The 23164-nt window shown below is 73.2% G+C and carries 21 protein-coding genes; 2 read left to right on the top strand and 19 right to left on the bottom strand.

The features are described 5' to 3' along the window. Positions 1-8: 8 nt before the first annotated feature. The 13 genes from QWJ41_RS00510 to QWJ41_RS00450 form a co-directional block, all read right to left on the bottom strand. Entirely contained in the window at positions 9-1556 is a 1548-nt protein-coding gene (locus QWJ41_RS00510; protein WP_302705662.1) for an acyl-CoA carboxylase subunit beta, read from the bottom strand. Between the two features lie 17 nt (positions 1557-1573). Further along, entirely contained in the window at positions 1574-2056 is a 483-nt protein-coding gene (locus tag QWJ41_RS00505) for an SRPBCC family protein (RefSeq protein WP_302705153.1), read from the bottom strand. Next, a complete protein-coding gene (locus tag QWJ41_RS00500) occupies positions 2056-3198 on the bottom strand; it encodes an acyl-CoA dehydrogenase family protein (RefSeq protein ID WP_336623268.1) in 1143 nt (380 codons plus the stop codon). The genes QWJ41_RS00505 and QWJ41_RS00500 overlap by 1 nt, the downstream gene beginning before the upstream one ends. Further along, the gene (locus QWJ41_RS00495; protein ID WP_302705152.1) at positions 3195-4949 is read right to left on the bottom strand and encodes an acyclic terpene utilization AtuA family protein; all 1755 of its coding nucleotides are present in this window, start codon (positions 4947-4949) and stop codon (positions 3195-3197) included. The genes QWJ41_RS00500 and QWJ41_RS00495 overlap by 4 nt, the downstream gene beginning before the upstream one ends. Continuing rightward, complete coding sequence (locus QWJ41_RS00490) at positions 4946-5746, bottom strand: TIGR03084 family metal-binding protein (RefSeq protein ID WP_302705151.1); 801 nt, start codon at positions 5744-5746, stop codon at positions 4946-4948. The genes QWJ41_RS00495 and QWJ41_RS00490 overlap by 4 nt, the downstream gene beginning before the upstream one ends. After that, positions 5743-6357 carry a TetR/AcrR family transcriptional regulator gene (locus tag QWJ41_RS00485; protein WP_302705150.1) on the bottom strand — a complete coding sequence of 205 codons (615 nt, stop codon included), beginning with the start codon at positions 6355-6357 and terminating at the stop codon, positions 5743-5745. Before QWJ41_RS00485 ends, QWJ41_RS00490 begins: the two co-directional genes overlap by 4 nt. 124 nt (positions 6358-6481) lie before the next feature. Beyond that, positions 6482-6970 carry an SRPBCC family protein gene (locus QWJ41_RS00480; RefSeq protein ID WP_302705149.1) on the bottom strand — a complete coding sequence of 163 codons (489 nt, stop codon included), beginning with the start codon at positions 6968-6970 and terminating at the stop codon, positions 6482-6484. A 5-nt stretch (positions 6971-6975) separates the two neighbouring features. Beyond that, positions 6976-7362, bottom strand: a complete 387-nt coding sequence (locus QWJ41_RS00475; protein WP_302705148.1) for an ArsR/SmtB family transcription factor — start codon at positions 7360-7362, stop codon at positions 6976-6978. 46 nt (positions 7363-7408) lie between these two features. Further along, complete coding sequence (locus tag QWJ41_RS00470) at positions 7409-10036, bottom strand: ABC transporter permease (RefSeq protein WP_302705147.1); 2628 nt, start codon at positions 10034-10036, stop codon at positions 7409-7411. Then, positions 10033-10764, bottom strand: a complete 732-nt coding sequence (locus tag QWJ41_RS00465; RefSeq protein ID WP_302705146.1) for an ABC transporter ATP-binding protein — start codon at positions 10762-10764, stop codon at positions 10033-10035. The genes QWJ41_RS00470 and QWJ41_RS00465 overlap by 4 nt, the downstream gene beginning before the upstream one ends. After that, a complete protein-coding gene (locus QWJ41_RS00460; RefSeq protein ID WP_302705145.1) occupies positions 10761-10904 on the bottom strand; it encodes a hypothetical protein in 144 nt (47 codons plus the stop codon). Before QWJ41_RS00460 ends, QWJ41_RS00465 begins: the two co-directional genes overlap by 4 nt. After that, a complete protein-coding gene (locus QWJ41_RS00455; RefSeq protein ID WP_302705144.1) occupies positions 10901-11488 on the bottom strand; it encodes a PadR family transcriptional regulator in 588 nt (195 codons plus the stop codon). The genes QWJ41_RS00460 and QWJ41_RS00455 overlap by 4 nt, the downstream gene beginning before the upstream one ends. Positions 11489-11659: 171 nt before the next feature. Next, entirely contained in the window at positions 11660-14692 is a 3033-nt protein-coding gene (locus QWJ41_RS00450) for a S8 family serine peptidase (protein WP_302705143.1), read from the bottom strand. Between the two features lie 210 nt (positions 14693-14902). Here QWJ41_RS00450 and QWJ41_RS00445 point away from each other — a divergent pair, with 210 nt between their 5' ends. Continuing rightward, on the top strand, positions 14903-15661 hold the full coding sequence (locus QWJ41_RS00445) for an SDR family oxidoreductase (protein ID WP_302705142.1): 759 nt from the start codon (positions 14903-14905) through the stop codon (positions 15659-15661). On the opposite strand, the gene QWJ41_RS00440 is transcribed toward QWJ41_RS00445, so the two are convergent. From QWJ41_RS00440 to QWJ41_RS00425, 4 genes are read right to left on the bottom strand one after another with little or no spacing between them, the layout of a single operon-like run. Continuing rightward, positions 15645-16691: a VanZ family protein gene (locus QWJ41_RS00440; RefSeq protein WP_302705141.1), complete on the bottom strand. Its 1047-nt coding sequence runs from the start codon at positions 16689-16691 to the stop codon at positions 15645-15647. The two genes, QWJ41_RS00445 and QWJ41_RS00440, sit on opposite strands and share 17 nt — an antisense overlap. A gap of 13 nt (positions 16692-16704) precedes the next feature. Then, positions 16705-17382, bottom strand: a complete 678-nt coding sequence (locus QWJ41_RS00435) for a histidine phosphatase family protein (protein ID WP_302705140.1) — start codon at positions 17380-17382, stop codon at positions 16705-16707. A gap of 46 nt (positions 17383-17428) precedes the next feature. Next, positions 17429-18514 (bottom strand): phosphotransferase family protein, encoded by a 1086-nt coding sequence (locus QWJ41_RS00430; RefSeq protein ID WP_302705139.1) that lies wholly within the window; start codon positions 18512-18514, stop codon positions 17429-17431. Positions 18515-18548: 34 nt separating this feature from the next. Beyond that, positions 18549-19061 carry a thioesterase family protein gene (locus QWJ41_RS00425; protein ID WP_302705138.1) on the bottom strand — a complete coding sequence of 171 codons (513 nt, stop codon included), beginning with the start codon at positions 19059-19061 and terminating at the stop codon, positions 18549-18551. Between the two features lie 127 nt (positions 19062-19188). On the opposite strand from QWJ41_RS00425, the gene QWJ41_RS00420 reads away from it, so the two are divergent. Continuing rightward, the gene (locus QWJ41_RS00420; protein WP_302705137.1) at positions 19189-19506 is read left to right on the top strand and encodes a hypothetical protein; all 318 of its coding nucleotides are present in this window, start codon (positions 19189-19191) and stop codon (positions 19504-19506) included. 110 nt (positions 19507-19616) lie between these two features. Here the strand turns inward: QWJ41_RS00420 and QWJ41_RS00415 are convergent, their stop codons facing one another. Continuing rightward, positions 19617-21824 (bottom strand): 3-hydroxyacyl-CoA dehydrogenase NAD-binding domain-containing protein, encoded by a 2208-nt coding sequence (locus QWJ41_RS00415; protein ID WP_302705136.1) that lies wholly within the window; start codon positions 21822-21824, stop codon positions 19617-19619. 63 nt (positions 21825-21887) lie between these two features. Then, a complete protein-coding gene (locus QWJ41_RS00410) occupies positions 21888-23099 on the bottom strand; it encodes an acetyl-CoA C-acetyltransferase (RefSeq protein ID WP_302705135.1) in 1212 nt (403 codons plus the stop codon). Positions 23100-23164: the final 65 nt, after the last annotated feature.

Genomic DNA, 23164 nt, shown 5'->3' with positions numbered 1-23164 from the left:
GGGTGTTTTCACATCCTGAAGACGCCGTAGCCGGCGGCGCCGGTCCAGGGCTGGTTCTCGATGACGGACAGGCAGATGCCCAGGACGGTGCGGGTGTCGCGGGGGTCGATGACCCCGTCGTCGTAGAGCATCCCGGACAGGAAGTGCGGCAGCGACTGCTCCTCGACCTGCGCCTGCACCATCTCCTTGATGGCGCCGAAGCCCTCGGCGTCGAAGACCTCGCCCTTGGACTCCGCGGACTGCTGGGCCACGATCTCCAGCACGCCGGCGAGCTGGGCGGGGCCCATCACCGCCGACTTCGCCGAGGGCCAGGTGAAGAGGAAGCGCGGGTCGTAGGCGCGACCGTTCATCCCGTAGTTGCCGGCGCCGTAGGAGGCGCCGAGCACGACGGTCAGGTGCGGCACCGAGGAGTTGCTGATCGCGTTGATCATCATCGAGCCGTGCTTGATGATGCCGCCCTGCTCGTACTCCTTGCCGACCATGTAGCCGGTGGTGTTGTGCAGGAAGAGCAGCGGCGTGTCGGACTGGTTGGCCAGCTGCACGAACTGGGCGGCCTTCTGGGCCTCCTGGCTGAACAGGACGCCCTGGGCGTTGGCCAGGATGCCGATCGGGCGCCCGTGCAGCCGCGCCCACCCGGTCACCAGCGAGGTGCCGTAGAGCGGCTTAAACTCGTCGAAGGCCACCGCGTTGCCCGGCCCGGCGCCGTCGCAGATCCGCGCGATGACGTCGCGGGGGTCGAACGGCTCCTTGAGGTCGGCCGGGACGAGGTCGAGCAGCTCCTCGGGGTCGGCGTCCGGCTCGGCGTACGCCGCCGGCGCGGGGCGCGGCCGGCGCCCCAGCCGGGCCACGATCCGCCGCCCGATCCGGATGGCGTCGCGCTCGTCCTCGGCGAGGTAGTCGGCCAGCCCGGAGGTGCGCGCGTGCATCTCGGCGCCACCCAGCGACTCGTCGTCGGACTCCTCGCCGGTGGCCATCTTGACCAGCGGCGGGCCGCCGAGGAAGACCTTGGCCTGCTCCTTGACCATCACGGTGTAGTCGCTCATGCCGGGCACGTAGGCGCCGCCGGCGGTGGAGTTGCCGAAGACCAGCGCGACGGTGGGCTGCTTGCGGGCGCTGGCGCGGGTCAGGTCGCGGAAGAGCTTGCCGCCGGGGATGAAGATCTCCTTCTGGGTCGGCAGGTCGGCACCTCCCGACTCGACCAGGGAGACCGTCGGCAGCCCGTTCTCCTCGGCGATCTGCGCGGCCCGGAAGATCTTCTTGACCGTCCACGGGTTGCTCGCGCCGCCCTTGACGGTGGGGTCGTTGGCGGTGACCACGCACTCGACGCCCTCGACGACGCCGATGCCGGTGACCACGGAGGCGCCGACGGTGAAGTCGGAGCCCCAGCCGGCCAGCGGCGAGAGCTCGAGGAAGGCCGAGCCCTCGTCGACGAGCAGCTCGATGCGCTCGCGCGGCAGCAGCTTGCCGCGGGTGTGGTGGCGCGCGACCGAGCGCTCGCCGCCGCCGGCCACGGCCTTGGCCTGCTCCTCGGCCAGCGACGACAGCTTCTCGAGCATCGCCTCGCGGTTGCCGCTCACGACTCCACCACCTGCCTCATCCGCTCCAGCGTCGTGCGCATGCCCTTCTCGTTGGTGCGCCGGCGCAGTCGCCCGAGCAGCAGCCAGTAGACCCGGAACGGCAGCGCGGCCGAGAGCCGGAAGTACTCGGTGACCCGCGAGCCGCCCGCGCCGTCGGGCTCGATGCGGTAGCCCCAGTTGTTGACCGTCACGTCGTCGGTGCCGACGCTGAACTCGAAGAGCCGCGGCTCCTCACAGGCCGTGACCTGGCAGGGCGTCCAGTACGTCGGCCCCACGCCGTTGCGCTTGACGTGGCCCTTGAAGCTGGCGCCGACCTCGGGGCCGGTGGAGCCGCGGGTCCAGCGCGCCTCGAAGGTCTCGGGAGAGAACTCACCGATCCGGGTCACGTCGCTGACCAGGGCCCACACCTCCTCGGGCGGGGCGGCCATCTCGATCGTGACCTCGCCGGTCATCGGGGGGACCAGTCGGTTCAGGGACATCAGGTGGTGCTCCTCGTCGGTGCGTAGCCCAGCAGCTTGGCCGCGAGGTCGGTGAGGACCTCGGTGGCGCCGCCGCCGATGGGCAGGATGCGGGCGTCGCGGTAGTGCCGCTCGACCTCGGTGCCGTGCATGTAGCCGGTGCCGCCGTGCAGCTGCACCGCCTGGTCGCAGACGTACGTCGCCGCGTCGCAGGCCGTCTGCTTGGCCAGGCAGGCCTCGGCGACGGTGGCGCCGCGCTCGACGACGGACCGGGTGTAGGTGCGCGCCACCTCGACCTGGCGGTGCATCTCGACCAGCTTGTGGCGCACCACCTGGTTGGCCACCAGCGGCTTGCCGAAGGTGTCGCGCTGGTGGCAGTAGGCAGCGGTCAGCTCGAGGCTGCGCGCGGCGATGCCGTAGGCGTGCACGGCCAGCGCGATCCGCTCGGAGACGAACTGCTCGGCGATCTGGTAGAAGCCCGAGCCCTCGGCGCCCACGAGGTTGCCCACCGGCACCCGCACGTCGACGTACGACAGCTCGGCGGTGTCGGAGCAGTGCCAGCCCATCTTGCGCAGCGAGCGGTCGACGGTGAAGCCGGGCGTGCCGCGCTCCACGACGAGCAGGCTGACACCGGCGTGACCGGGCTCGCCGGTGCGCACCGCGGTGGTCACGAAGTCGGCGCGCACGCCCGAGGTGATGAAGGTCTTGGCGCCGTTGACGACGTAGTGGTCGCCGTCTCGCACGGCGGTGGTGCGCAGTCCCGCGACGTCGGAGCCGCCGCCGGGCTCGGTGATCGCCAGCGAGCCGACCAGCTCGCCGGCCAGCGTCGGGCGCACGAACCGGTCGACCAGCGCGTCGGCGCCGGCCTCGCCGCGGCCGGCGGCGGCGACCATGTGGGGCAGCGCGATGCCGGAGGTCAGCAGCCCGGCGAGCAGGCCGCTGGAGGCGCCGGCCGAGAGCATCCCCTCCTGCAGGTCGACGGAGTCGAGCATCGAGCCGCCCTCACCACCCACCTCGGTGGGGAAGGCCAGGCCCAGCAGTCCCTGCTTGGCGGCGGCGGCGTGCAGCTCGCGCGGGATGGTGCCGGCGTCCTCCCACTCCTGCAGGTGGTCGACGACCTCGCGGCGGGCGAACTCGGCGCCGAGCTCGTGGATCTCGCTCACAGCAGCCCCTCCTGGATGTGCACCGAGCGGGCCCGGGCCCACTCGCCGAGGCCCTTGGCCTGCGGGTCGAAGCGGGTCGAGGCGGCCACTCCGCGCCCGAGCAGCCCCTTGATGACGACGTTGACCGCGCCGAGGTTGGGCAGCACGTGCACCTCGATGGCCTCGTCGGGCAGCGCGGCGGTCTCGGGCAGCAGCTCGCGGATCTTGCGCGGGCTGATGATCTTGGCCAGCCAGGTCACCCGGGCGGCGTACTTGTCGTCGGGGCCGTCGTGGGAGACCCACAGGCCCAGGTTGGCGTCGCCCCCCTTGTCGCCGGAGCGGGCGTGCACGAAGGTGCCCAGCGGCAGCCGGCGGTTGAGGGTGTCGGCGGGTGCGGGGTAGGGCGAGGGGCGCAGGCCCAGCGTGTGGTCGGCCTCGGCGTACGCCGTCGGGTCGGGCACCGTCTCGCGGGTGCCGTCGGGCAGCACCACGACGTGCTCGACGACCGAGCGGTCGACGTACGCCGCGCGGTAGACGCCGTACGGCGTGGGGGCCGCGGGCGGGCCGGTCATCGTGAAGCCGGGGTAGGAGCCGAGGGCGAGCTCGACGGCGGGGCCGGTGAAGGCCTTGGCGACGGGGCCCTGCTCGGGGTCGGTGACGGTGCAGCGCAGCAGCACCGAGGCGCCCTCCTCGGTGTCGGCGTCGGCGGCGGGTGCGGTGGGCCGGCTCCAGGTGACCTCCTGGGCGGTGAGCCGCGGCGAGAGCTGCTCGCGCACCCAGTCGGCCTTGGCCTCGACGTCGAGGCCGGTGATGACCAGCTCGAGGGTGTTGCGCCAGCCGCCGAGCTCGTTGACGCAGACCTTGAGCTGCTCGGGCGGTGCCTCGCCGACGACGTCGCTGACGCGCACCCGGTCGGGGCCGACCTGCTCGAGGCGGACCGAGTCGAGGTGGGTGGTGACGTCGGGGCCCAGGTAGCGGGTGGACTGGATCTCGTAGACCAGCTGGGCGGTGACGGTGTCGACGGTGACCGCGCCGCCGGTGCCGGCGTGCTTGGTGATGGTCGAGGAGCCGTCGGGCTCGATCTCGGCGATCGGGAACCCGAGCGGCTGCGAGAGGTCGACGCCGGCGGCGGCGAGCGAGCGGAAGCCGCTGAAGTTGCCGCCGGTGGCCTGAGTGCCGCACTCGAGCACGTGGCCGGCGACCACGGCGCCGGCGAGCTCGTCGTGCTGGTCGGGGGTCCAGCCGAAGTGGGCGGCGGCGGGCCCGACGACCAGGGAGGCGTCGGTGACGCGGCCGGTGACCACGACGTCGGCGCCGGCGGTGAGGGCCCGGGCGATGCCGAAGCCACCGAGGTAGGCGTTGGCGGTCAGGGCGCCGTCGAGGCCGAGCTCGGCGGCGCGGACGCGCAGGTCGTCGCCCTCGACGTGGGCGACGGCGACGTCGAGGCCCAGGCCGTGCGCGACCTCGCGGACCTTGTCGGCCAGCCCGGCGGGGTTGAGGCCGCCGGCGTTGGAGACGATGCGGGTGCCGCGCTCGAGCGCGAGGCCCAGGCAGTCCTCGAGCTGGCGCAGGTGGGTGCGCGCGTAGCCGAGGGAGGCGTCGCGCATCGTGTCCTTGCCGAGGATCAGCATCGTCAGCTCGGCGAGGTAGTCGCCGGTGAGGACGTCGAGGGTGCGCCCGTCCTCGAGGCTGCCCTCGAGCATCTCGCGCATCGCTGAGATCCGGTCGCCGTAGAACCCGGAGCAGTTGCCGACCAGGAGGGTGCCGGTCATCGCTGCTCCCGCCCGGGGCCGGCGGGACCGGCGAAGGCCTGGGCGATGGTGAGCCAGTGCTCGGCGTCGGCGCCGGTGGCGACCAGGTCGGTGTCGTCGCGGTGCACGCGCTGGGTGACGAGCAGGCAGAAGTCGTACGCCGACCCGGTCACCGTCTGGGTCGCCTCCTCCGGCCCCCAGGCCCAGGTCTCCCCCGAGGGAGAGACGAGCTGCACGCGGAACTGCTCGGCCGGCGGCTGCTGCTCGTGCACGGAGTAGGCGAAGTCGCGGGTGCGCACGCCGAGGTGGGCGACGTGGCGGATGCGATCGGTCGGCTCGGCCTGCTGGTCGAGGGCGTCGTAGACGTCGAGGGCGTGCGCCCAGGTCTCCATGAAGCGGGCGGTGCCCATGGAGGTCGGCGACATCGGCGGGCCGAACCAGGGCATCTTCTCGCCTGTGGGCACCTCGCGCAGCGCCACCGTCAGCTCGTCGCGGGCCTTGCCCCAGCGGGCCAGCAGCGCCTCGGGGGCCAGCCGGGCGACCTCCTCGGCGGCGGTGTCGACGAAGCCGGTGGGGTCGGCCATCGCGGCCAGCACGACCTCGTCCCAGGCGGCCTTGCCCTCGGGGGTGCTGCTGCGGGCGGCGAGGGCGGCGACCTCGTCGGTCCAGGCCAGGTGGGCGACCTGGGTGGCCACGCTCCAGCCGGGGGCCGGGGTGGGCGTGGCCCAGCCGTCGGCGTCGAGCCCGGCGACGGTCGACCAGAGCTGGTCGCCCTCCGCGCGCAGGTCGCCCAGCAGGGCCTCGAGCAGGTCACTCATCGCTGTCTCCTCGTGAGGGTGGTGTCGAGCGTGTCGGCCCAGCGGTCCAGGATCCGGGCGCGGCGGGCGGCGTCGTCGGTGACGGTGTTGGCCAGGCCGAGGCCGCGGACCAGGTCGAGGGTGGCCTGCACCAGCTCGCGGACCCCGTCGACGGACTCGTCGGCGTCGAGCAGGTCGACGGTCAGGCGGTGGGTCTCACGTCCGATCCGCTGCTCGAGCGGACCGACGGAGTCGTGCAGGCCCGGGTCGGTGCGGGCGGCCACCCACAGCTCGAGGGCGGCGACGAAGACAGGTGAGGTGAAGTGGTCGGCGAGCACCTGCAGCACCCCGCGGGTGCGCGGCACGTCGGGCGGCAGGGCCGCCGCGGCCGCGGCCAGCTCGGCGCCGCGCACCTCGGTGAGGTGCCCGACGGCGGCCACGACCAGGTCGTTCTTGGTCGGGAAGTGGTGCAGCTGGGCCCCGCGGCTCACCCCGGCCCGCTCGCTGACCAGCGTGGTCGTGGTGCCCGCGAAGCCGCGCTCGACCAGCAGCTCGACCGTGGCGTCGAGGAGCCGCGCCCGCATCAGCCGGGTGCGCTCGCCTTGGGGCACACGGGCGGGGGCGCTGGTCACGCGCCACAGCCTGTCCGCCCAACAACAAACAGTCAAGCCTGACTTTTCCTTCGAGGCCGACGCGGAGAGTGTGGAGCCCCGGATGAACCAGGTTCATCCCGGGCTCCACACTCCCGGTGCCGGCTCACTCGGCGACGAGGTCGTCGATCTGGTTGATGGCCGCCGACGAGCCCTCGACGACGCCCATGTCGAGCACGGCCTGCAGCGCCTCGGCGGAGGCGTAGGTGCCGACGTACGTCGCCCGGGTCCCGCCGTCGTGCTCGACGAAGGTGAAGACGTTGGTGCTGACCGGCAGGTCGGTGTTCTTGGTGAACTGCTCGTCGAGCGCGAACCCGTCGTCGAAGGTGAAGCCGGAGGGCTCGTCGACGCTGCCGACCTCCCAGTAGCCGTAGTAGCGCTCCCCCTCGGGGCTGGTCATGTAGTAGTTCATCCGCCCGCCGGGGGCGAGGTCGTGGTCGACGAACGTGGCCGGGTAGGTGGGCGGGCCCCAGACGCGCTCGAGCTGGCGGGGGTCGGCGTACACCTCCCAGATCCGCTTCGGCGGCGCCGCGAAGTCGGCGACGATGGTCAGGGTGCGGGCGTCGAGGTCGTGGGTGACGTCGGTGACGGGCATGGCGCTCAGTCCTCCTGCGTGGGTGGCTGCGTGGGTGGTGGGGGTGGTGGGGGTGCCTGCTCGGCACCGGGGTCGGGCTCGGCGATCAGGTCGTCGATCCGGGAGATGCGGCCCCGCCAGAGGGACTCCAGCTCGGTGAGCATCGCGCCCACCGACCGCACCGCTGCGACGTCGCCGCTGGCGAGGGCCTCGCGTCCCTGCCGACGCTTGGTCAGCAGGCCCGCCCTCTCCAGCACGGCCACGTGCTTCTGCACCGCGGCGAAGCTCATGTCGTACGACGCCGCGAGCGTCGAGACGGAGTGCTCCCCGGCCAGCACCCGGCGCAGGATGTCGCGCCGGGTGCGGTCGGACAGCGCGTGGAACCAGGCATCCGCCCTGTCCTCTCCGTCCATGCACACAACATACAACCAATCGGTTGTATGTTGTCAAGGGCCTCCGCTAATCGAGCCGGGCCACCAGCAGCAGCCGCGACCGGGCGGTCAGCCCGACCAGCGCCGAGGTCAGCACCGGCAGCCCGACGACCACGCCGATCACCAGCAGCCACGGCACGTCGAGGTAGTGGCTGGGCGCGTTCGCACCGTCGCCGAACCCGTACGGCGCGGTCAGCGGGTAGGTGATCGCCACGCCCGGCACGGCACCCACCAGCGCCCCCAGCACCGCTCCGACCAGCCCCACCACCAGCGCGTACGCCGCCGCCACCCCGCGCCGGGTCCGCGGCGCGGCCCCGACCGCCGAGAGCGTGGCCAGGTCGGGCCGGGCGTCGGAGAGCGCCAGGAAGGTCGCGGTCAGGGTGCCGCCCAGCATCAGCACGGCCCCGAGGCCGGCCAGGACCAGCTGCACGATGGCGGTCTCGTCAGCGGCCTGGTAGCCGCGCTCGGCGTAGGCGTAGGCATCAGCGCTCGCGCCGCGCACCACCTCGGCGACGTCGCGCTCCTGGGCGGCGCTGACCGGCCCGGGCAAGAAGAGCCCCACGTCGCGCACCGGCGCCTCGAGCCGCGCCGCGGCCGCCGTCGACAGCACGCCCTGCACCGGCGCGTAGCCGCGCTCGACGGTCGTCGTCGCCGCCGGCAGCACCGCAGCGCTGCGACGGCGCTCCTCGCCGTGCACCCGCAGCACCACCCGCAGCCGGTCGTCCGCGAGGGGCGCGTCGGTGAAGGCGATCACCCCGCCGGCGTCCAGCGCCTGCTGCGCAGCGGCCCGGTCGTCGTCGGACAGGCCCGGGATCGCGCCGGGAACCTCGTCGGCGACCAGCACGCCCGAGCCGAGCGAGCCGCCGTAGCCGCTCAGCACGTCGGCGCCCTCCTCGGTGCGGAAGGTGACGCTCGTGGAGCGCCTGCCGCTGGAGTCGACCCCACGGAGCCGTTGGACCTCGAGGCCCTCGGCGACCGCGGTCACTGCCGACTCGTGCAACCCGTAGTCGGCGCCGCGCTCGTAGTCGACGACGCTCATCGCCTCCATCGGCAGCGCTGCGCTGTAGGTCTCGCGGTTCTGCGCCTCGTCGCTGGTGATCGCGATCCCCAGCGCGACGACGCCGGCCACGGTCGCCGCCACCGCCGCCACGGCCGGGACCGTGCGGCTGCGGTGCCGGGCGGCGTCGCGGGCCGCGAAGCGCAGCGGGAGCGGCAGCCCCCTGGCCAGCCGCGCCACCACGACGACCACGACGGGCACCAGCAGCACCATGCCCAGCACGCTGAGCAGCGCCGACGCGGCGATGGCCACCTCGCCGCCGTCGCCGGTGCCCGTCCGGGCACCCCACACCGCCGCGGCGACACCGGCGCCCAGCAGCACCAGGCCGACCAGCGGGGACCGGCGCGAGGCGCGCGCGTCGCCGCGCCGCCCGTTGAGCACCGCGACCACGTCCTGGCGCGAGGCCAGCCACGCCGGCACCATCGCGGCCAGCAGGGCGCTGAACAGGCCGAAGCCGGCGACGACGACCAGGTGGCTCCACGAGACGTCGAAGGGCCCGAAGCGGGTGCTGGAGAAGCGCTGGACCAGGGGCATCAGCGCCAGCGCGCCGACCAGCCCGAGCAGCACACCGAGCACGGCGGCCACCGCGCCGAGCACGACCCCCGAGGCCAGCACGACCCGACGTGCCTGCGCCGGGGTGCCGCCCGCGGCGGCCATCAGTGCCAGGGTGCGGGCCTGGCGGCGCGCACCGACGGCGAACGCCGGTCCGGCGAGCAGCACGACCTCGAGCAGCACCATCACCACGACCAGCACCAGCACGGTGATCACCGACGCCTCGAGCAGCTGGGAGCCCCACTGCACCTCCATCGGCAGCTCGTCGTCGGCCGGCGGGTCCGCCAGCACCGCGCGGGAGAGCACCGTGGCGCCGGCGGCGTTGAGCTCGAGCACCTGGTCCCAGGTGACGGGGTCGCCACCCACGAGGTACTCGCGCGACGCGTCGCGCCCGAGCCCGAAGGTGCCCGGCAGGCCGAAGGCCCGGGGCTGGCCGGTGTAGCGGGCGCGTTGCGCCGTGCCGACGATGCTCAGCCGCGACCCGTCGTCGAGGACCAGCTCGTCGCCGGGGCCGCGGTCGAGCAGCTCGGGGCTGACCAGCACCTCGGTGGTGTCGTCGGGCCAGCGACCGTCGAGGAGCTCGACCAGCCCCTCGGCGAGCGGGTCGCCCAGCGCCGTCTCGACGACGTCGGCCTCCCCGAGGCCCAGCTCGGTGTCGAAGCGCACCCAGCCCTGCGCGAGCACCGCGCCGGGACGCTCCCCGCCCAGGATCCGCTGCACGGCCCGGAGCGTCAGCGGCCGGGCGTCGCCCTCGCCGTCGTACGCCGACCCGTCCTCGGGGTCGGGCTTCTGGTAGGCCTGCCCGCCCCCGGCCTGCACCTCCACGAGCGCCTCGGCGCCACCGAGGCGCCGCTCGAGCACCTCGGTGCCGGAGACGTCGGCGGTGCTGTAGACGGTGTCGGCGATGGCCACGGCCGCCACCGGCAGCGCGATCATCACCAGCACCAGGAGGCTGCGACCACGCGCCCGCCGGGCATCGCGCGCCGCGACCCGCAGCGGCAGCCGCCACCCCCGCAGCCACCCCCGCAGCCAGCCCAGCGGGCTCACCGGGCGTCGCTGGTCTCGAGCAGCGACTCGACCGGCTCGCAGCCGGACTCGTCGACGACCACGCCGTCGCGCAGGAAGACCACGCGGTCGGCCCAGGCGGCGTGCCGCGACTCGTGGGTCACCAGCACCCCGGCGGCCCCGGCGTCGCAGCGCGCCCGCAGCAGCCGCAGCACCTCCTCGCCGGTCTCGCTGTCGAGGGCACCGGTGGGCTCGTCGGCCAGGACCAGCCGGCGCTCGCCCACGATGGCGCGGGCGATGGCGACGCGCTGCTGCTGGCCGCCGGACATGTCGTCGGGGAAGCGGTCGGCCAGCTCGACGATGCCGACCTCCTCCAGCGCCCGCAGCGCGGCCTGCCGAGCCGCGCGGGTGCGGGTGCCGTCGAGCTCGAGGGGCAGGGCGACGTTCTCGGCGGCGCTCAGCGCCGGGATCAGGTTGAAGCCCTGGAAGACGTAGCCGATCGACGTCCGCCGCAGCCGCGAGCGCCCGGCCCGGGGCAGGGCGACCAGGTCGGTGCCCTCCACCTCGACCCGGCCCTCGGTGGGCTGGTCGAGGCCGCCGGCGATGGTCAGCAGGGTCGACTTGCCGGAGCCGCTGGGGCCCATCACGGCGACCAGCTCGCCGGCGTGCGCGGCGAAGGAGACGCCGCGCAGCGCCTCGACGCGGGTCGCGCCCTCGCCGTGCACCCGGGTGACGCCGTGCAGGCGCAGCACCACACTGCTGGGGCTCATCGGGTCGCCTCCGTCGAGGTCTCGCGGCGGGCGCGCGAGCGCGCCACCGCCTCGCGCAGCCGGTCGGCCGACTGGGCCAGCCAGCGCTGCTCCTCGCGGCGCAGCCGGGCCGCCTGGGCGACCTGCAGCTCCCCGCTCATCGTCCGGCCTCCTGCTCGTCGCGCTCGAAGCGGGCGGGGGCGATCAGCGGCGTGGACTCGGTGGCCACGCGGCGTACGCGGGCCTCGCAGTGGTCGAGCCAGCGGATCTCGGCCTCGGCGGCGAAGACCAACGAGTCGAGGACCAGGCTCCAGGCCAGGTCGGTGCGACCGGTCGACGCGTCGGCCTGCCGCTTGAGGCGGGTGTAGTCCTGGAGGGCACCCATGGTGGCGCTGCGCTGGCGCTGGATCAGGGTGCCGACGTCGACACCGGGCACGGTGACGGCCAGGGCCAGCTTGATCGCCAGCTCGTCGCGCGGAGGCTGGGTGCGCGCGACCGGGGTGGTGAACCAGGCCGCGACCTCGTCGTGGCCGGCGGCGGTCAGGCGCCAGATCTCGTGGCCCTCGTCGTCGGCGCCCGCGGGCTCGACGAGGCCGTCGCGCTCGAGGCGGGTCAGGGTCGTGTAGACCTGCCCGACGTTGAGCGGCCACGCCGACCCGGTGCGGGCCTCGAACTCCGTGCGCAGCTGGTAGCCGTACATCGGCTCCTGCTCCAGCAGCGCCAGCAGCGCCTGCTTGACCGACATCTCGTGCCTCCACCCGTCGAGGACCCGCGTCCTGGGAACTTGCCTACCGGGTATGTATACCACGTATGCATACCCTGTAGGTAGGAGTCGCCGCTCCCCACGCACGAGGCGGCCGCCCCGGTCTCCCGGGACGGCCGCCTCTGCGTGCTGGGTGGTGCTGGTCCTAGCTGGTCAATCGGTGGAGACCGTGAGCACGGTCGGCGCGAGCGCACCCTCGTAGGTCAGCAGGCCGAGGTACTCCGCACCCTCCTCCAGACCGGTCCAGCTCACGTCGAAGGACGTGGGCTGCTGGGCCTGGGTCGGCACCGGGTTGGGCTCGACGGTGAGGTCACCGAGGTCAGCGCCGCCTCCGACGAGGAAGGTGTCGAAGTCGTACTCGATCGGGCTGCCCTCGGAGCCGGCGGCGTAGCCGTCGACCTCGAAGAAGTACGCCCCGGCCTCGGGAGCGGTGATGTCGACCCGCTCGTCGGCCGAGCCGGTCGCGGACTGGCCGGCGTAGGCGTAGATCGTCGCCGGGTCGCACGAGTCGGCGGCGTACACGTAGAGGTCGAGGTCGCTGCTGTCGTCGATGGCGTCGAGGTCGAAGCGGGCGTAGTCGACGCCCTCGGGGACCTCGATGCAGTCCGACAGCACGCTGTCGCCCTCGGCGACCGAGCCGTCGGCAGAGATGCCCTGGGCCAGGCCGGCGGCACCGATGGCCAGCTCACCGGTGGTCGACGGGGTGATCTCGACCGTGGTCGAGCCGTCAGTGCCGGTGCCCTCGACCGAGAGCGGAGCCTTGACCGAGACCGGGCGCAGCGCGACCGGGAGGCGGAGCTTGGTCGGGCCCTTGAGGGTGACGACACCCTGGGCGAACTCGCCGAGCGGCGCGTCGGTGCGGGTGAACTCGATGGTGAGGTCCTCGATGTCGCCCTTGCGCTTGGCGGTGACGGTCTCGGGGAAGCTCGCCTCGAAGCCGGGCAGGTCGACCTTGACCTTCCAGGTGCCGGTCATGGTCGAGACCATGGTGCGGGTGAAGGAGGTCGTGCCGGCCACCTGGCCCTGCGCCATCGAGGGCAGGTTGACCTCGGTGGCCGGGATCGCCGGGACACCGGTGGGCAGGCCCTGGCCGGTCAGGAAGCCGCGCCACTCGCGGGCCCCGGAGCCGATGTGCCACCCGGGGTCGAAGAACTTCTTCGGGTTCACGATGCCGGCGCCCTGGGCCAGGGCCTCGCCCGAGCCCTTGCCGTCGGCGGTGCGGGTGCGGTTGGCGGTGGTCATCATGGCCGACTGGACGTCCTGGGGCGACCAGGTCGGGTAGGTGCCCATCAGGAAGGCGCCCAGGCCCGCGACGTGCGGCGCGGCCATCGAGGTGCCGGAGTAGAGGTCGTAGTCGCGCCCGGCGTTGGTCGGGGGCGAGACGGCGGCCAGCACGCTCGAGCCCGGCGCGGCGATGTCGGGCTTGAGGATGTCGGACTCGTTGGCGACGGCCGGGCCGCGCGAGGAGAAGCCGGAGACCTGCGGCAGCGGGGTGACCTTGTCGGTCTTGTTGCCCAGGCGGAACGCGGCGGTGGCCTCGGTGCCGGCCTCGTCGAGGTACTCGTAGACGCTCGCACCGTCGACCTCGTCGAGGTGGATGGTCGGGACCGAGTGGAAGTCGGCGTCGAGGCTGTTCGGCGACGGGTTGACCATGACCATGCCCACGCCACCGGCGCGGGCGACCTCGGCGGACTTGTCGACGCGGGCGTAGGCGCCGCGGTCGCAGACCACGATCTTGCCCTCGGCCAGCGCGGGGTCCAGGGTGCCGGCACCGCACAGGGCGGCGTCGGCCAGGTCGTCGGTGCCGGCCACGGAGACCGAGTCGACGAGCGGCGTCTGCGGCAGGCGGGTGCCCGAGATCGAGGCGCCGACCAGCTTGGTGCCGTCGCCCAGCTTGAGCGTGTTCTCGAAGTTCACGTGCGTGGTCGAGGCCACGGTGGTCAGCCACGGGCTGTTGTGGGCGACCGTCGAGGCGTCGGGGCCGCTGTTGCCGGCGGAGGCGGCGACGAAGATGCCGGCCTCGGCCGCACCCTCGAAGGCCACCTCGACGGAGTCCACGACGGTGTCGGTCGCACCCGAGATCGAGAAGTTCAGCACGTCGACGCCGTCGGCGACGGCGTCGTCGATGGCGCCGAGGATGGCGTCGGTGTAGCAGCCACCCGAGTTGGGGTCGGTGTCCTCCCAGCAGACCTTGTAGACCGCGATCTTCGCGGCCGGGGCCATGCCCGAGAGCTTGCCGAACTCGCGGCCCTCGACCTCGACGCCGCGCACGATGTTGCCGGCGGTCGTCGAGGCGGTGTGCGAGCCATGGCCGCCACCGTCACGCGGGGAGAGGAACTCGTCCTCGGCCTTCTCGGCAGCACCCGAGGCGATCTGGGCCTCGAAGGAGTCGGAGTAGTAGCGCGCCCCGACGACCTTGTCGTTGCACAGCGTCGCCTCGAACTCCTCGCCGGCCTCGCAGGCGCCGGTGAAGACGCCGCCGTCGAGCTTCTCCATCCGGGTGTTGCCCTCGGCGTCCATCGTGATGTCCCACTTGGTGCGGGGCGACTCGTTGATGGCGTTGCCCGAGAACGACTCCGACTCGGGCCAGTAGCCCGAGTCGATGACGCCGGCCACCACGCCGTCGCCGGCCTTCGGACGCGGGCCCTGCGCCTTCCAGGCGCCCTTCTTGCCGGTCATGCCCAGGAAGTCACCGGTGTTCCAGGTGTCGAGCTCGCGGGCCTCGTTCTTCTCGACCAGCAGCACCCGGCGGTCGCCGGCCAGCTCGAGCGCCTGCTTCGCGCTGAGGTCGGCGACGAAGGAGTTGCTGGCGATGGTGTTGCTCAGCACCGGCTCGACGCCGGCGTCGTCGGCGACGGTGCGCTGGGTGCGCTCGAGGTGCGCGGTGTAGGCGCGCACGTTGGCGCTGTCGGCGCGGAACTGACCACCCTGGGGGGCGCGGGTGGCTGCGAAGCGGCGGTCGCCGCCGGCGTACGTCGCGGCCGCGGGATCACGCAGCACGACGACGTAGCGCCCGGCGTCGTAGGACGTCAGGGCGTCGGCGCCGGTGGGCGCCTGGGGGGTGGCGGTGTCGTCGGCGGCGGAGGCCGCCGGCACCGAGGCCGCGACTCCGGCCGCGAGGAGTCCCGCGGAGATGAGGCCGATGCCGCGCTGGCGCGCGGAACGGCTCGCTGCAGTGGTGTGCACGAGTGTGATGTCTCCTGTAGCTGCCCGAGAAACCGTCCGTGCGCCGACTCCGAGACGGTCGGTCGTGAACACGGGGGTGGGATAGACCACAATTCATCACCCCCCCTCAGGTCAAGGGATTGCCCCCGGGGGCATGGCAACGGTTTCGTAACAGTGACCGTCGCGTGACCTCCCGGGTGAGGTGTCGACGGCGTCGCCGAGACTGTCCCCATGACCACGACCCTGATCACCGGCGCATCCTCCGGGCTCGGCGCCGAGATGGCCCGCCAGCTCGCCGCACGCGGCGAGGACCTCGCCCTGTGCGCCCGGCGCACCGACCGGCTCGAGGAGCTGCGCACCGAGATCCTCGCCGCCCACCCCGAGCGCCGCGTCGCGCTGCGCACCCTCGACGTCACCGACCCCGACCAGGTGCCGGTGGTCTTCGAGGAGCTGCGCGCCGAGCTCGGCGGCCTCGACCGGGTCGTCGTCAACGCGGGCCTGGGCAAGGGGGCCGCGCTGGGCACCGGCCAGGCCGCGGCCAACCGCGAGACCGCGACCACCAACTTCCTCGGCGCGCTGGCCCAGACCGAGGCCGCGGTGGAGGTCTTTCGGGCCCAGCGCTCGGGCCACCTGGTGATGGTCTCGTCGATGTCGGCGATGCGCGGCATGCCCAAGTCGATGACGACCTACGCCGCCACCAAGATCGGCGCCGCGTTCCTCGCCGAGGGCCTGCGCACCGAGCTGCACGGCACCGAGCTGGGCCGCACCGTCGACGTGACCGTGCTCTACCCCGGCTACATCGCCTCGGAGATGAACGAGCAGGTCGCCCAGCAGACCCCGCTGATGGTCTCCACCGAGAAGGGCGTGCGCTCGATGGTCGCGGCCATCGAGAAGCGCGCCGACTCCGCGTGCGTGCCCGCGCTGCCGTGGGCGCCGCTGTCGGTGGTGATGAAGCACGCGCCGCTGGGCGTGCTCAAGCGCCTGCTCTGAGCCCCGTTCTCAGCTCGAGGCCCGCGAGCACGTGGCTCAGGCCGCGGTGCTCGCGGGTCGGCCAGGCCGCCGCCAGCGTCAGCGCCAGGTACGCCGCCAGCGCCGCCCCGCCCCACGGCAGGTCGGCCAGGCCGAGCGCGAAGACCGGCCCGAGCCCGGTCGCGAGCTTGACCACCCGCTGGGGGCCCACCAGCCAGCGCGAGCGGCCGGTGGTGCGCAGCGAGACCACCCACTCCCCCACGGTGCGCCCGGCCCCCAGCACCAGCACCGCCTCGAGCGCGAACGGCACGCTCCACTGCAGCAGCACCTGCAGGTCGCGCCACGGCCCCATGTCGAGCACGTAGACGTTGAGGAACCGCACACCGATCGCCACCGCGGCGCCCACGGCCACCACGAAGACCGCGTCGCAGGCCATCCCCACCACCCGCCGCCCCCACGTGACCCGCTCGGGCAGCGGGCGGGCCTGCGGGCCTCGGCGCCGCACCACCGCCCACGAGGCCAGCGAGCCGAGCACCGCACCGGTGGCGTTGAGCAACAGGTCGTCGACGTCGAGCAGCCGGTAGGCGCAGTCGTAGAGCCCCCAGATGCCGGTGCCCTGCGTGGTCTCGACCAGCGCCGAGGCCGCCAGCCCCAGCAGGCCCGCCACGACCACGCCACGCCGCAGCACGCGGCGTACGAAGAACCCGAACGGCACGAAGAGCAGCACGTTGAGGGCGACCTGCAGGAAGGCGGGCTGGCGCAGCAGCGCGCGCACGCCGCCCTCGTCGGGCAGCGCGACCCGGCCCACCGAGGTGAGCGGGTCGAGCTGGGTGGGCCGACAGGTGAAGGAGCCGGGGTCGGGCAGCGGCAGCAGCGTGTAGGTCCACAGCGCCAGGCCGTAGACGGCCGCGGCCAGCAGGAGCAGCAGCTCGCCGGGCGGCAGCCGGCCGGTGCGGCGGTAGCGCACCGCGGCGGTCGGCACCAGGAGCAGCACCGCGACGACCGAGCCCAGCCCGACCGCGTAGAGGGCGTTCATCGCCTGGGTCGACATCGCGGTGGCCCGGCTAGCGGTAGGTCAGCTGGTCGGGCGCGAGGTGCTCGTGCTCGTTGAAGGTCAGCAGCCGCGGCCCGCCGCGCCCGACGACGACCCGGGTGACCGAGGTGTTGGCGCACACGGTGTTGAGCCGCTGCCAGGTGGCGGCGTACGTCGCGTCGTCGGCCTGCTCGCCCAGCAGCAGCGCCGCGCCGACCGCGGCCACGACCCCGCCCGAGGTGACCACCACGACGCTGCGCCCGCTGCCGGCCTGCTCGGTCACGGCGTCGAGGGCGGCGCGGGTGCGGGCCCGGAAGCCCCGGTAGGTCTCGTCGTAGTCGGCGTCGTGGTGCCCGGCGCTCCAGCGCTCGGTGGCCCGCTCGAAGACCTCCTGGAAGGCGCGGCGGTCGAGCTCGCCCTCGGGCAGGTCGGGGTAGGCGCCGACCACGGAGAGGTGGTCGAACTCGTCCCAGCGCTCGTCCTGCTCGTGGGCAGGGCCCGCCTGCCACCCGGCGCCCTCGGCGAGCGCCTCGAGGGTCTCGCGGTGCCGGCGCATCGAGCCGTGCACGACGCCGGTGGGGGCCACGCCGCGCTCGGTGAGCCAGCCCCCGAGCGTGCGGGCCTGCTCCCAGCCGGTCGGTGAGAGCACGTCGTAGTCGTCGGCGCCGAAGGAGGCCTGGCCGTGGCGGACCATCAGCACGAGTCCCATCAGCTGCCCATCATCCCTGGCATCAGCGCTGTCGTCATCGCTGTCGTCATCGCTGGGCCAGGAGGCGTCGGCAGCGCTGCTCGAGGTAGGCCACGACCTGGCCCAGCGGGGCGTAGGCCTCGTTGGTGGTCTGGCCGTGCACGTAGCGGTACCAGATCTGCTGGGCGATGACCGCGAGCCGGAACAGCCCGAAGACCTCGTAGAAGGCCAGGTCGTCGGCCGAGGGGGCGTGGCCGGTGCGCTCGCAGTAGCGCCGCACCAGCTCCTCGCGCGTCCACATGCCCGGCGCGTTGGTGGGCTGGCGGCGGAAGAGCTGGAACATGTCGTCGTCGTCGGCCTGCACCCAGTAGGCCAGCGTCGAGCCCAGGTCCATCAGCGGGTCGCCGACGGTGGCCAGCTCCCAGTCGAGCACCGCGACGACCCGCGGGTCGTCGGGGCCGCCGTCGAGCACCAGGTTGTCGAAGCGGTAGTCGTTGTGGATCAGCACCTGCGCGACGTCGGCGGGCTGGTGCTCCTCGATCCAGCCCAGCACGTCGGACCAGTCGCCGGTGTCGTCGGTGCGCGAGCCCTCGAGCCGGGTCGTCCAGCCGCGCACCTGGCGGGCGACGTACCCCTCGCCACGGCCCAGGGCGGCCAGCGCCGGCACCTGGGTGACGTCGACGGAGTGCAGCTCGACCAGCACGTCGAGGGCCCGCTCGCAGAGCAGCCCCACCGCGGCCGGGTCGACCTCGCCCCACGAGGCGGGCAGGTCCTGGCGCAGGATCGTGCCCGGCACCTGCTCCATCACGTAGAACTCCGAGCCCAGCACCGACTCGTCGCTCTCGTGGCCCACCATCCGCGCGACGTGGTCGAAGACCGGCGCGAGCGCGGCCTGGATGTCGTGCTCGCGACCCATGTCGTGGGCCCCGGCGGCCTTGCGCCCGCTCGGCGGGCGCCGCAGCACCAGGTCGTACGTCGACCCGTCGGGGCGCGGCTGGCGCACCAGGTAGGTCAGGTTGGAGGCGCCGCCACGGAACTGGCGCACCTCGGTGACCTGGTCGATCCCGGTGCGCGGGGCGAGCCACGCCGCGAGCGCGTCGGTGTCGAAGGCGTCCTCGTCGCGGACCCGCCCGGCCGGGTTGTCCTGCTGCATCGGCTGTGTCTCCTGCGTCTCCTGCGAGCCGGGCTCAGCGCAGCGCCATCGAGCCGGACACGTCGGCGGCGAAGGGCAGCTCGGCGTGCTCGGCGATGCGGCGGTCGAGGTTGGCGGCGACGTCCTCGGGCCACGGAGCCGTCTTGCGGGTCTCCATGTCGATGTGGAGGAAGATCTCCTCCATCACGTAGCTGACCCGCTCGTGGGTGTCGTCGAGCAGGTAGACCAGCGCGTGCGCGGCCCGCTCGGAGCGGCCCAGCAGCCGCACCCGCGCCGACATCCGGTCACCGGTGCGCAGCTCGGCCAGGTAGGTCAGGTGGTGCTCGGCGGAGAAGATCGCGTGCCCCTCGGCGGGCCACATCTGCGGGATGCCGAGCTCGACGAGCGAGTAGTCGAGGCCCTCGCTGGCGATGCCCGTGTAGTGGCGCACGTTGAGGTGGCCGTTGGCGTCCTCGAAGGCGACCGGCACCGGCTGCTCGGCCCAGGCCGGCAGGGCGACGAGGTCGGCGTAGGTGGGGTGCGCGTTCTTGTTCTCTGGAGTGCTCACGGGGCACGACCTTACTGATCCCCCGCCCCACCACCGCCGACCCGGCCCATGTCTCGCGCCCACCCGTCCCAGATCTCACGCCCGAGCGGGTGGTCCCGGGACGTCAGTCCTCGCGCAGCATCGAGAGATGAGCAGCTCAGGCCACACCCCGCCCAAGGGCGTGCAGCAGGTCGGTCAGCGTGCCGTCAGGTGGATCGAGGAGGGCAGGGCCGGAGCGGGCTTCACCGACGTCGGTCGGCGACGTGCCCACCAGCTGGCCGACGGCGAGGACCTCGACGACGCCGACGTCAAGAAGATGCAGGTCTACTTCGCGCGCCACCGGGTCGACAAGGACGCGAAGGGCTTCAAGCGCGGCAGCGAGGGCTTTCCCTCACCGGGCCGGGTCGCCTGGGACGCCTGGGGTGGCGATGCCGGCGAGAGGTGGGTGCGGGGCATCGACGTCTGACCGGTCCTCCCCCGGCGCGCGTCGACCCGACCCGTCCCTCCACCCGTGGTGGAGGTCCGGGCCGGGTCGGCGCGATGTTCGGGCCGGGTCGGCGCGATGTCGGGGCCGGGTCAGGCGGGGAAGGACTCGCCCTTCTCGGCCATCTCGCGCAGGCGGTCGGTGGGGCGGAACCGGTCGCCGTACGCCGCCGCGAGCTCGTCGGCGCGACGCACGAACGCGCTCAGGCCCACCTCGCCGTCGGCGTGGGTGTAGCCCTGCATGAACTGCGCGGCGCCACCGGTCATCGGCGGGAAGCCGATGCCCATGATCGAGCCGATGTTGGCGGCCGCGGCGGAGGTGATGACGCCCTCCTCGAAGCACTTGGCGGTCTCGAGCGCCTCGGCGAAGAGCATCCGGTCGCGGCAGTCGGCGATCGGGGGCTGCTCCTCGGCGAGCGGGAACATCTCGGAGAGGCCCTCCCACAGCGTGACGCGCTTGCCCTGCTCGTCGTAGTCGTAGAAGCCGGCGCCGCGCAGGCGGCCGGCGCGGCCGGCCTCGAGCATCCGGTCGACCACGGCGGTGCCGGGGTGCTCGGCGACCTGCTTGCCGTCGCGCTCGTTGGCCTCGCGGGTGGCCTTGGCGATCTTGCCCATCAGCTCGAGGTTGAGCTCGTCGGAGAGCTGCAGCACGGGGGCCGGGTAGCCGGCCTGGCTGGTGGCCCGCTCGATGGTCCAGGGGGCGACGCCCTCGGCGAGCATCGCCATGCCCTCGTTGACCATGAAGCCGATGACGCGCGAGGTGTAGAAGCCGCGCGAGTCGTTGACCACGATCGGGGTCTTGCGGATCTGCTGGACCACGTCGTAGGCCTTGGCCAGCGCCTCGTCGGAGGTCTGCTCGCCCTTGATGATCTCGACGAGCGGCATCTTGTCGACGGGGCTGAAGAAGTGCAGCCCGATGAAGTCGGCGGGACGGTCGACGCCCTCGGCGAGCTCGGAGATCGGCAGCGTCGAGGTGTTGGAGCACAGCAGCGCGTCGGGGTTGACGTGCGGGGCCACCTCGGCGAAGACCTTGGCCTTCAGCGCGGGGTCCTCGAAGACGGCCTCGATCACCAGGTCGCAGCCGGCCAGGTCGGCCGGGTCGGCGGTGGCGTGGATGCGCCCGAGCAGCTCGTCGGACTTCTCCTGGGTCAGCTTGCCGCGCTCGACGGCCTTGGCGTTGAGCTTCTCGGAGTAGGCCTTGCCCTTGGCGGCGTTCTCGGCCGAGACGTCCTTGAGCACGACCTGCATGCCGGCGCGGGCGCAGGAGTAGGCGATGCCCGCACCCATCATCCCGGCGCCCAGGACGCCCACCTTGGTGGCCTGGAACCGCTCGACGCCCTGGGGGCGCAGCTTGCCGGCACCGATGGCCTGCAGGTCGAAGAAGAACGCCTGGATCATGTTCTTCGAGCCCTGGTTGACGACCAGGTTGGTCAGGTAGCGCGACTCGATGCGCGAGGCGGTGTCGAAGTCGCGGCTGGCGCCCTCGACCGCGGCCGAGAGGATCGCGCGGGTCGCGGGGTAGACGGCGCCCTTGGTCTGCTTGCGCAGCAGCGCCGGGAACGCCGGCAGGAACGCCGCGAGGCCGGGCGAGCGCGGGGTGCCGCCGGGCATCTTGTAGCCGGGTGCGTCCCAGGGGTTGGCGTGGGCGTCGGGGTTGGCCTGGATCCAGGCCTTGGCCGCGGGCACCAGCTCCTCGCGGGTGGCGACGAGCTCGTCGACCAGGCCGACCTCCTTGGCCTGGGCGGGCTTGAACTGCTTGCCCTCGAGCAGCACGCCCATCAGCGCGTCCTGCAGGCCCAGCATCCGCACGGTGCGGGTCACGCCGCCGCCGCCCGGGAGCAGGCCGAGGGTGACCTCGGGCAGGCCCAGCGCGACCTTGGGGTCGTCGACGACGATGCGGTGGTTGCAGGCCAGGGTGATCTCGAGGCCGCCGCCGAGCGCGGCGCCGTTGATGGCGGCCACGACCGGGCGGGGCAGCTTCTCGAGGCGGCGCAGGGCGGCCTTCATGCCCTCGGCCATCTCGAAGACGGCCGCGGCGTCCTCGGGGCTGGTCCTGACCATGCCCTTGAGGTCGCCGCCGGCGAAGAAGGTCTTCTTGGCGCTGGCCACGACCACGCCGGTGACCGACGACTCGTCGGCGGCCAGCTCGTCGTACAGGCGGTCGATCGCGGCGTCCATCGACGACCGGTAGAGGTCGTTCATGGTGTTCGCGGACTGGTTCGGGTCGTCGAGGGTCAGGGTGACGATGCCGTCGGCGTCCTTGTCGTAGCGGACTGCCGTCTGGGTCTCGGTGCTGCTCATGTCTGTGTTCGTGTCCTGTTCGGTCTCAGGGAAGTCTGGTCGGTACGGCGCTGCGGGTCGCCGTCAGACCAGCTCGACGATGGTGGCGATGCCCATGCCGCCGCCGACGCAGAGCGTGGCGAGGCCGCGCTTCTGGTCGCGGCGGGCCAGCTCGTCGATGAGGGTGCCGAGGATCATCGCGCCGGTGGCGCCCAGCGGGTGGCCCATGGCGATGGCGCCGCCGTTGACGTTGGTGATCTCGTGGCTGATGCCCATGTCGCGCATGAAGCGCATCGCGACCGCGGCGAAGGCCTCGTTGATCTCGAACAGGTCGATGTCGTCGACCTCGAGGCCGGCCTTGGCCAGCGCCTTGCGGGCGGCCGGGGCGGGGCCGGTGAGCATGATCGTCGGGTCGGCGCCCGAGACGGCCATCGAGACGATGCGCGCCCGCGGGGTCAGCCCCAGGTCGGTGCCGACCTGCTCGCTGCCGATGGCCACCAGCGCGGCGCCGTCGACGATGCCGGAGGAGTTGCCGGCGTGGTGGACGTGGTCGATCTTCTCGATCCAGTGGTACTTCTCGAGCGCCACGTCGTCGAAGCCGGCGTCGCGGCCGGGCTGGGCGAAGGACGGCTTGAGCCCGGCCAGGCCCTCGGGGCTGGTGTCGGGGCGCACGGTCTCGTCGTGGTCGAGGATGGTCAGGCCGTTGAGGTCGCGCACCGGGATCACCGAGTCGGCGAAGTAACCGTTGGCCCACGCCTTGGCGGCGCGGTGGTGCGACTCGGCGGCGTAGGCGTCGACGTCGTCGCGGCTGAAGCCCTCGATGGTGGCGATCAGGTCGGCGCCGATGCCCTGCGGCACGAAGCCGGTCGTCAACGCGGTGGCCGGGTCCATCGCCCAGGCGCCGCCGTCGGAGCCCATCGGCACGTTCGACATCGACTCGACGCCACCGGCGAGGACCAGGTCCTCCATGCCGCCGCGGATGCGGGCGGCGGCCTGGTTGACGGCCTCGAGCCCGGAGGCGCAGAAGCGGTTGAGCTGCACGCCGGCCACGGTCTCGGGGTAGCCGGCCGCCAGCGCGGCGGTCTTGGCGATGTCGCCGCCCTGCTCGCCGACGGGGGTCACGACACCGAGCACGACGTCGTCGACGCGGTGCGGGTCGAGGCCCGGGTTGCGGGTGCGCAGCTCGTCGAGGAGCCCGACGGCGAGGTCGATGGCCTTGACCTCGTGCAGCGAGCCCGCCGCCTTGCCCTTGCCTCGCGGCGTGCGGATGTGGTCGTACACGAATGCTTCTGCCATGACCGTCCTCGGTTCTCGTGGAGCGCCGCGACCGCCGGGAGGCGTGGGCGCGCGCGTGCTGACTC

Origin of the sequence: Nocardioides cremeus, from assembly GCF_030518195.1 — a bacterium.
Classification (GTDB): domain Bacteria; phylum Actinomycetota; class Actinomycetes; order Propionibacteriales; family Nocardioidaceae; genus Nocardioides; species Nocardioides cremeus.
The sequence above is the reverse complement of the archived record's forward strand: the minus strand, read 5'-3'. Positions and strand labels throughout refer to the sequence as shown.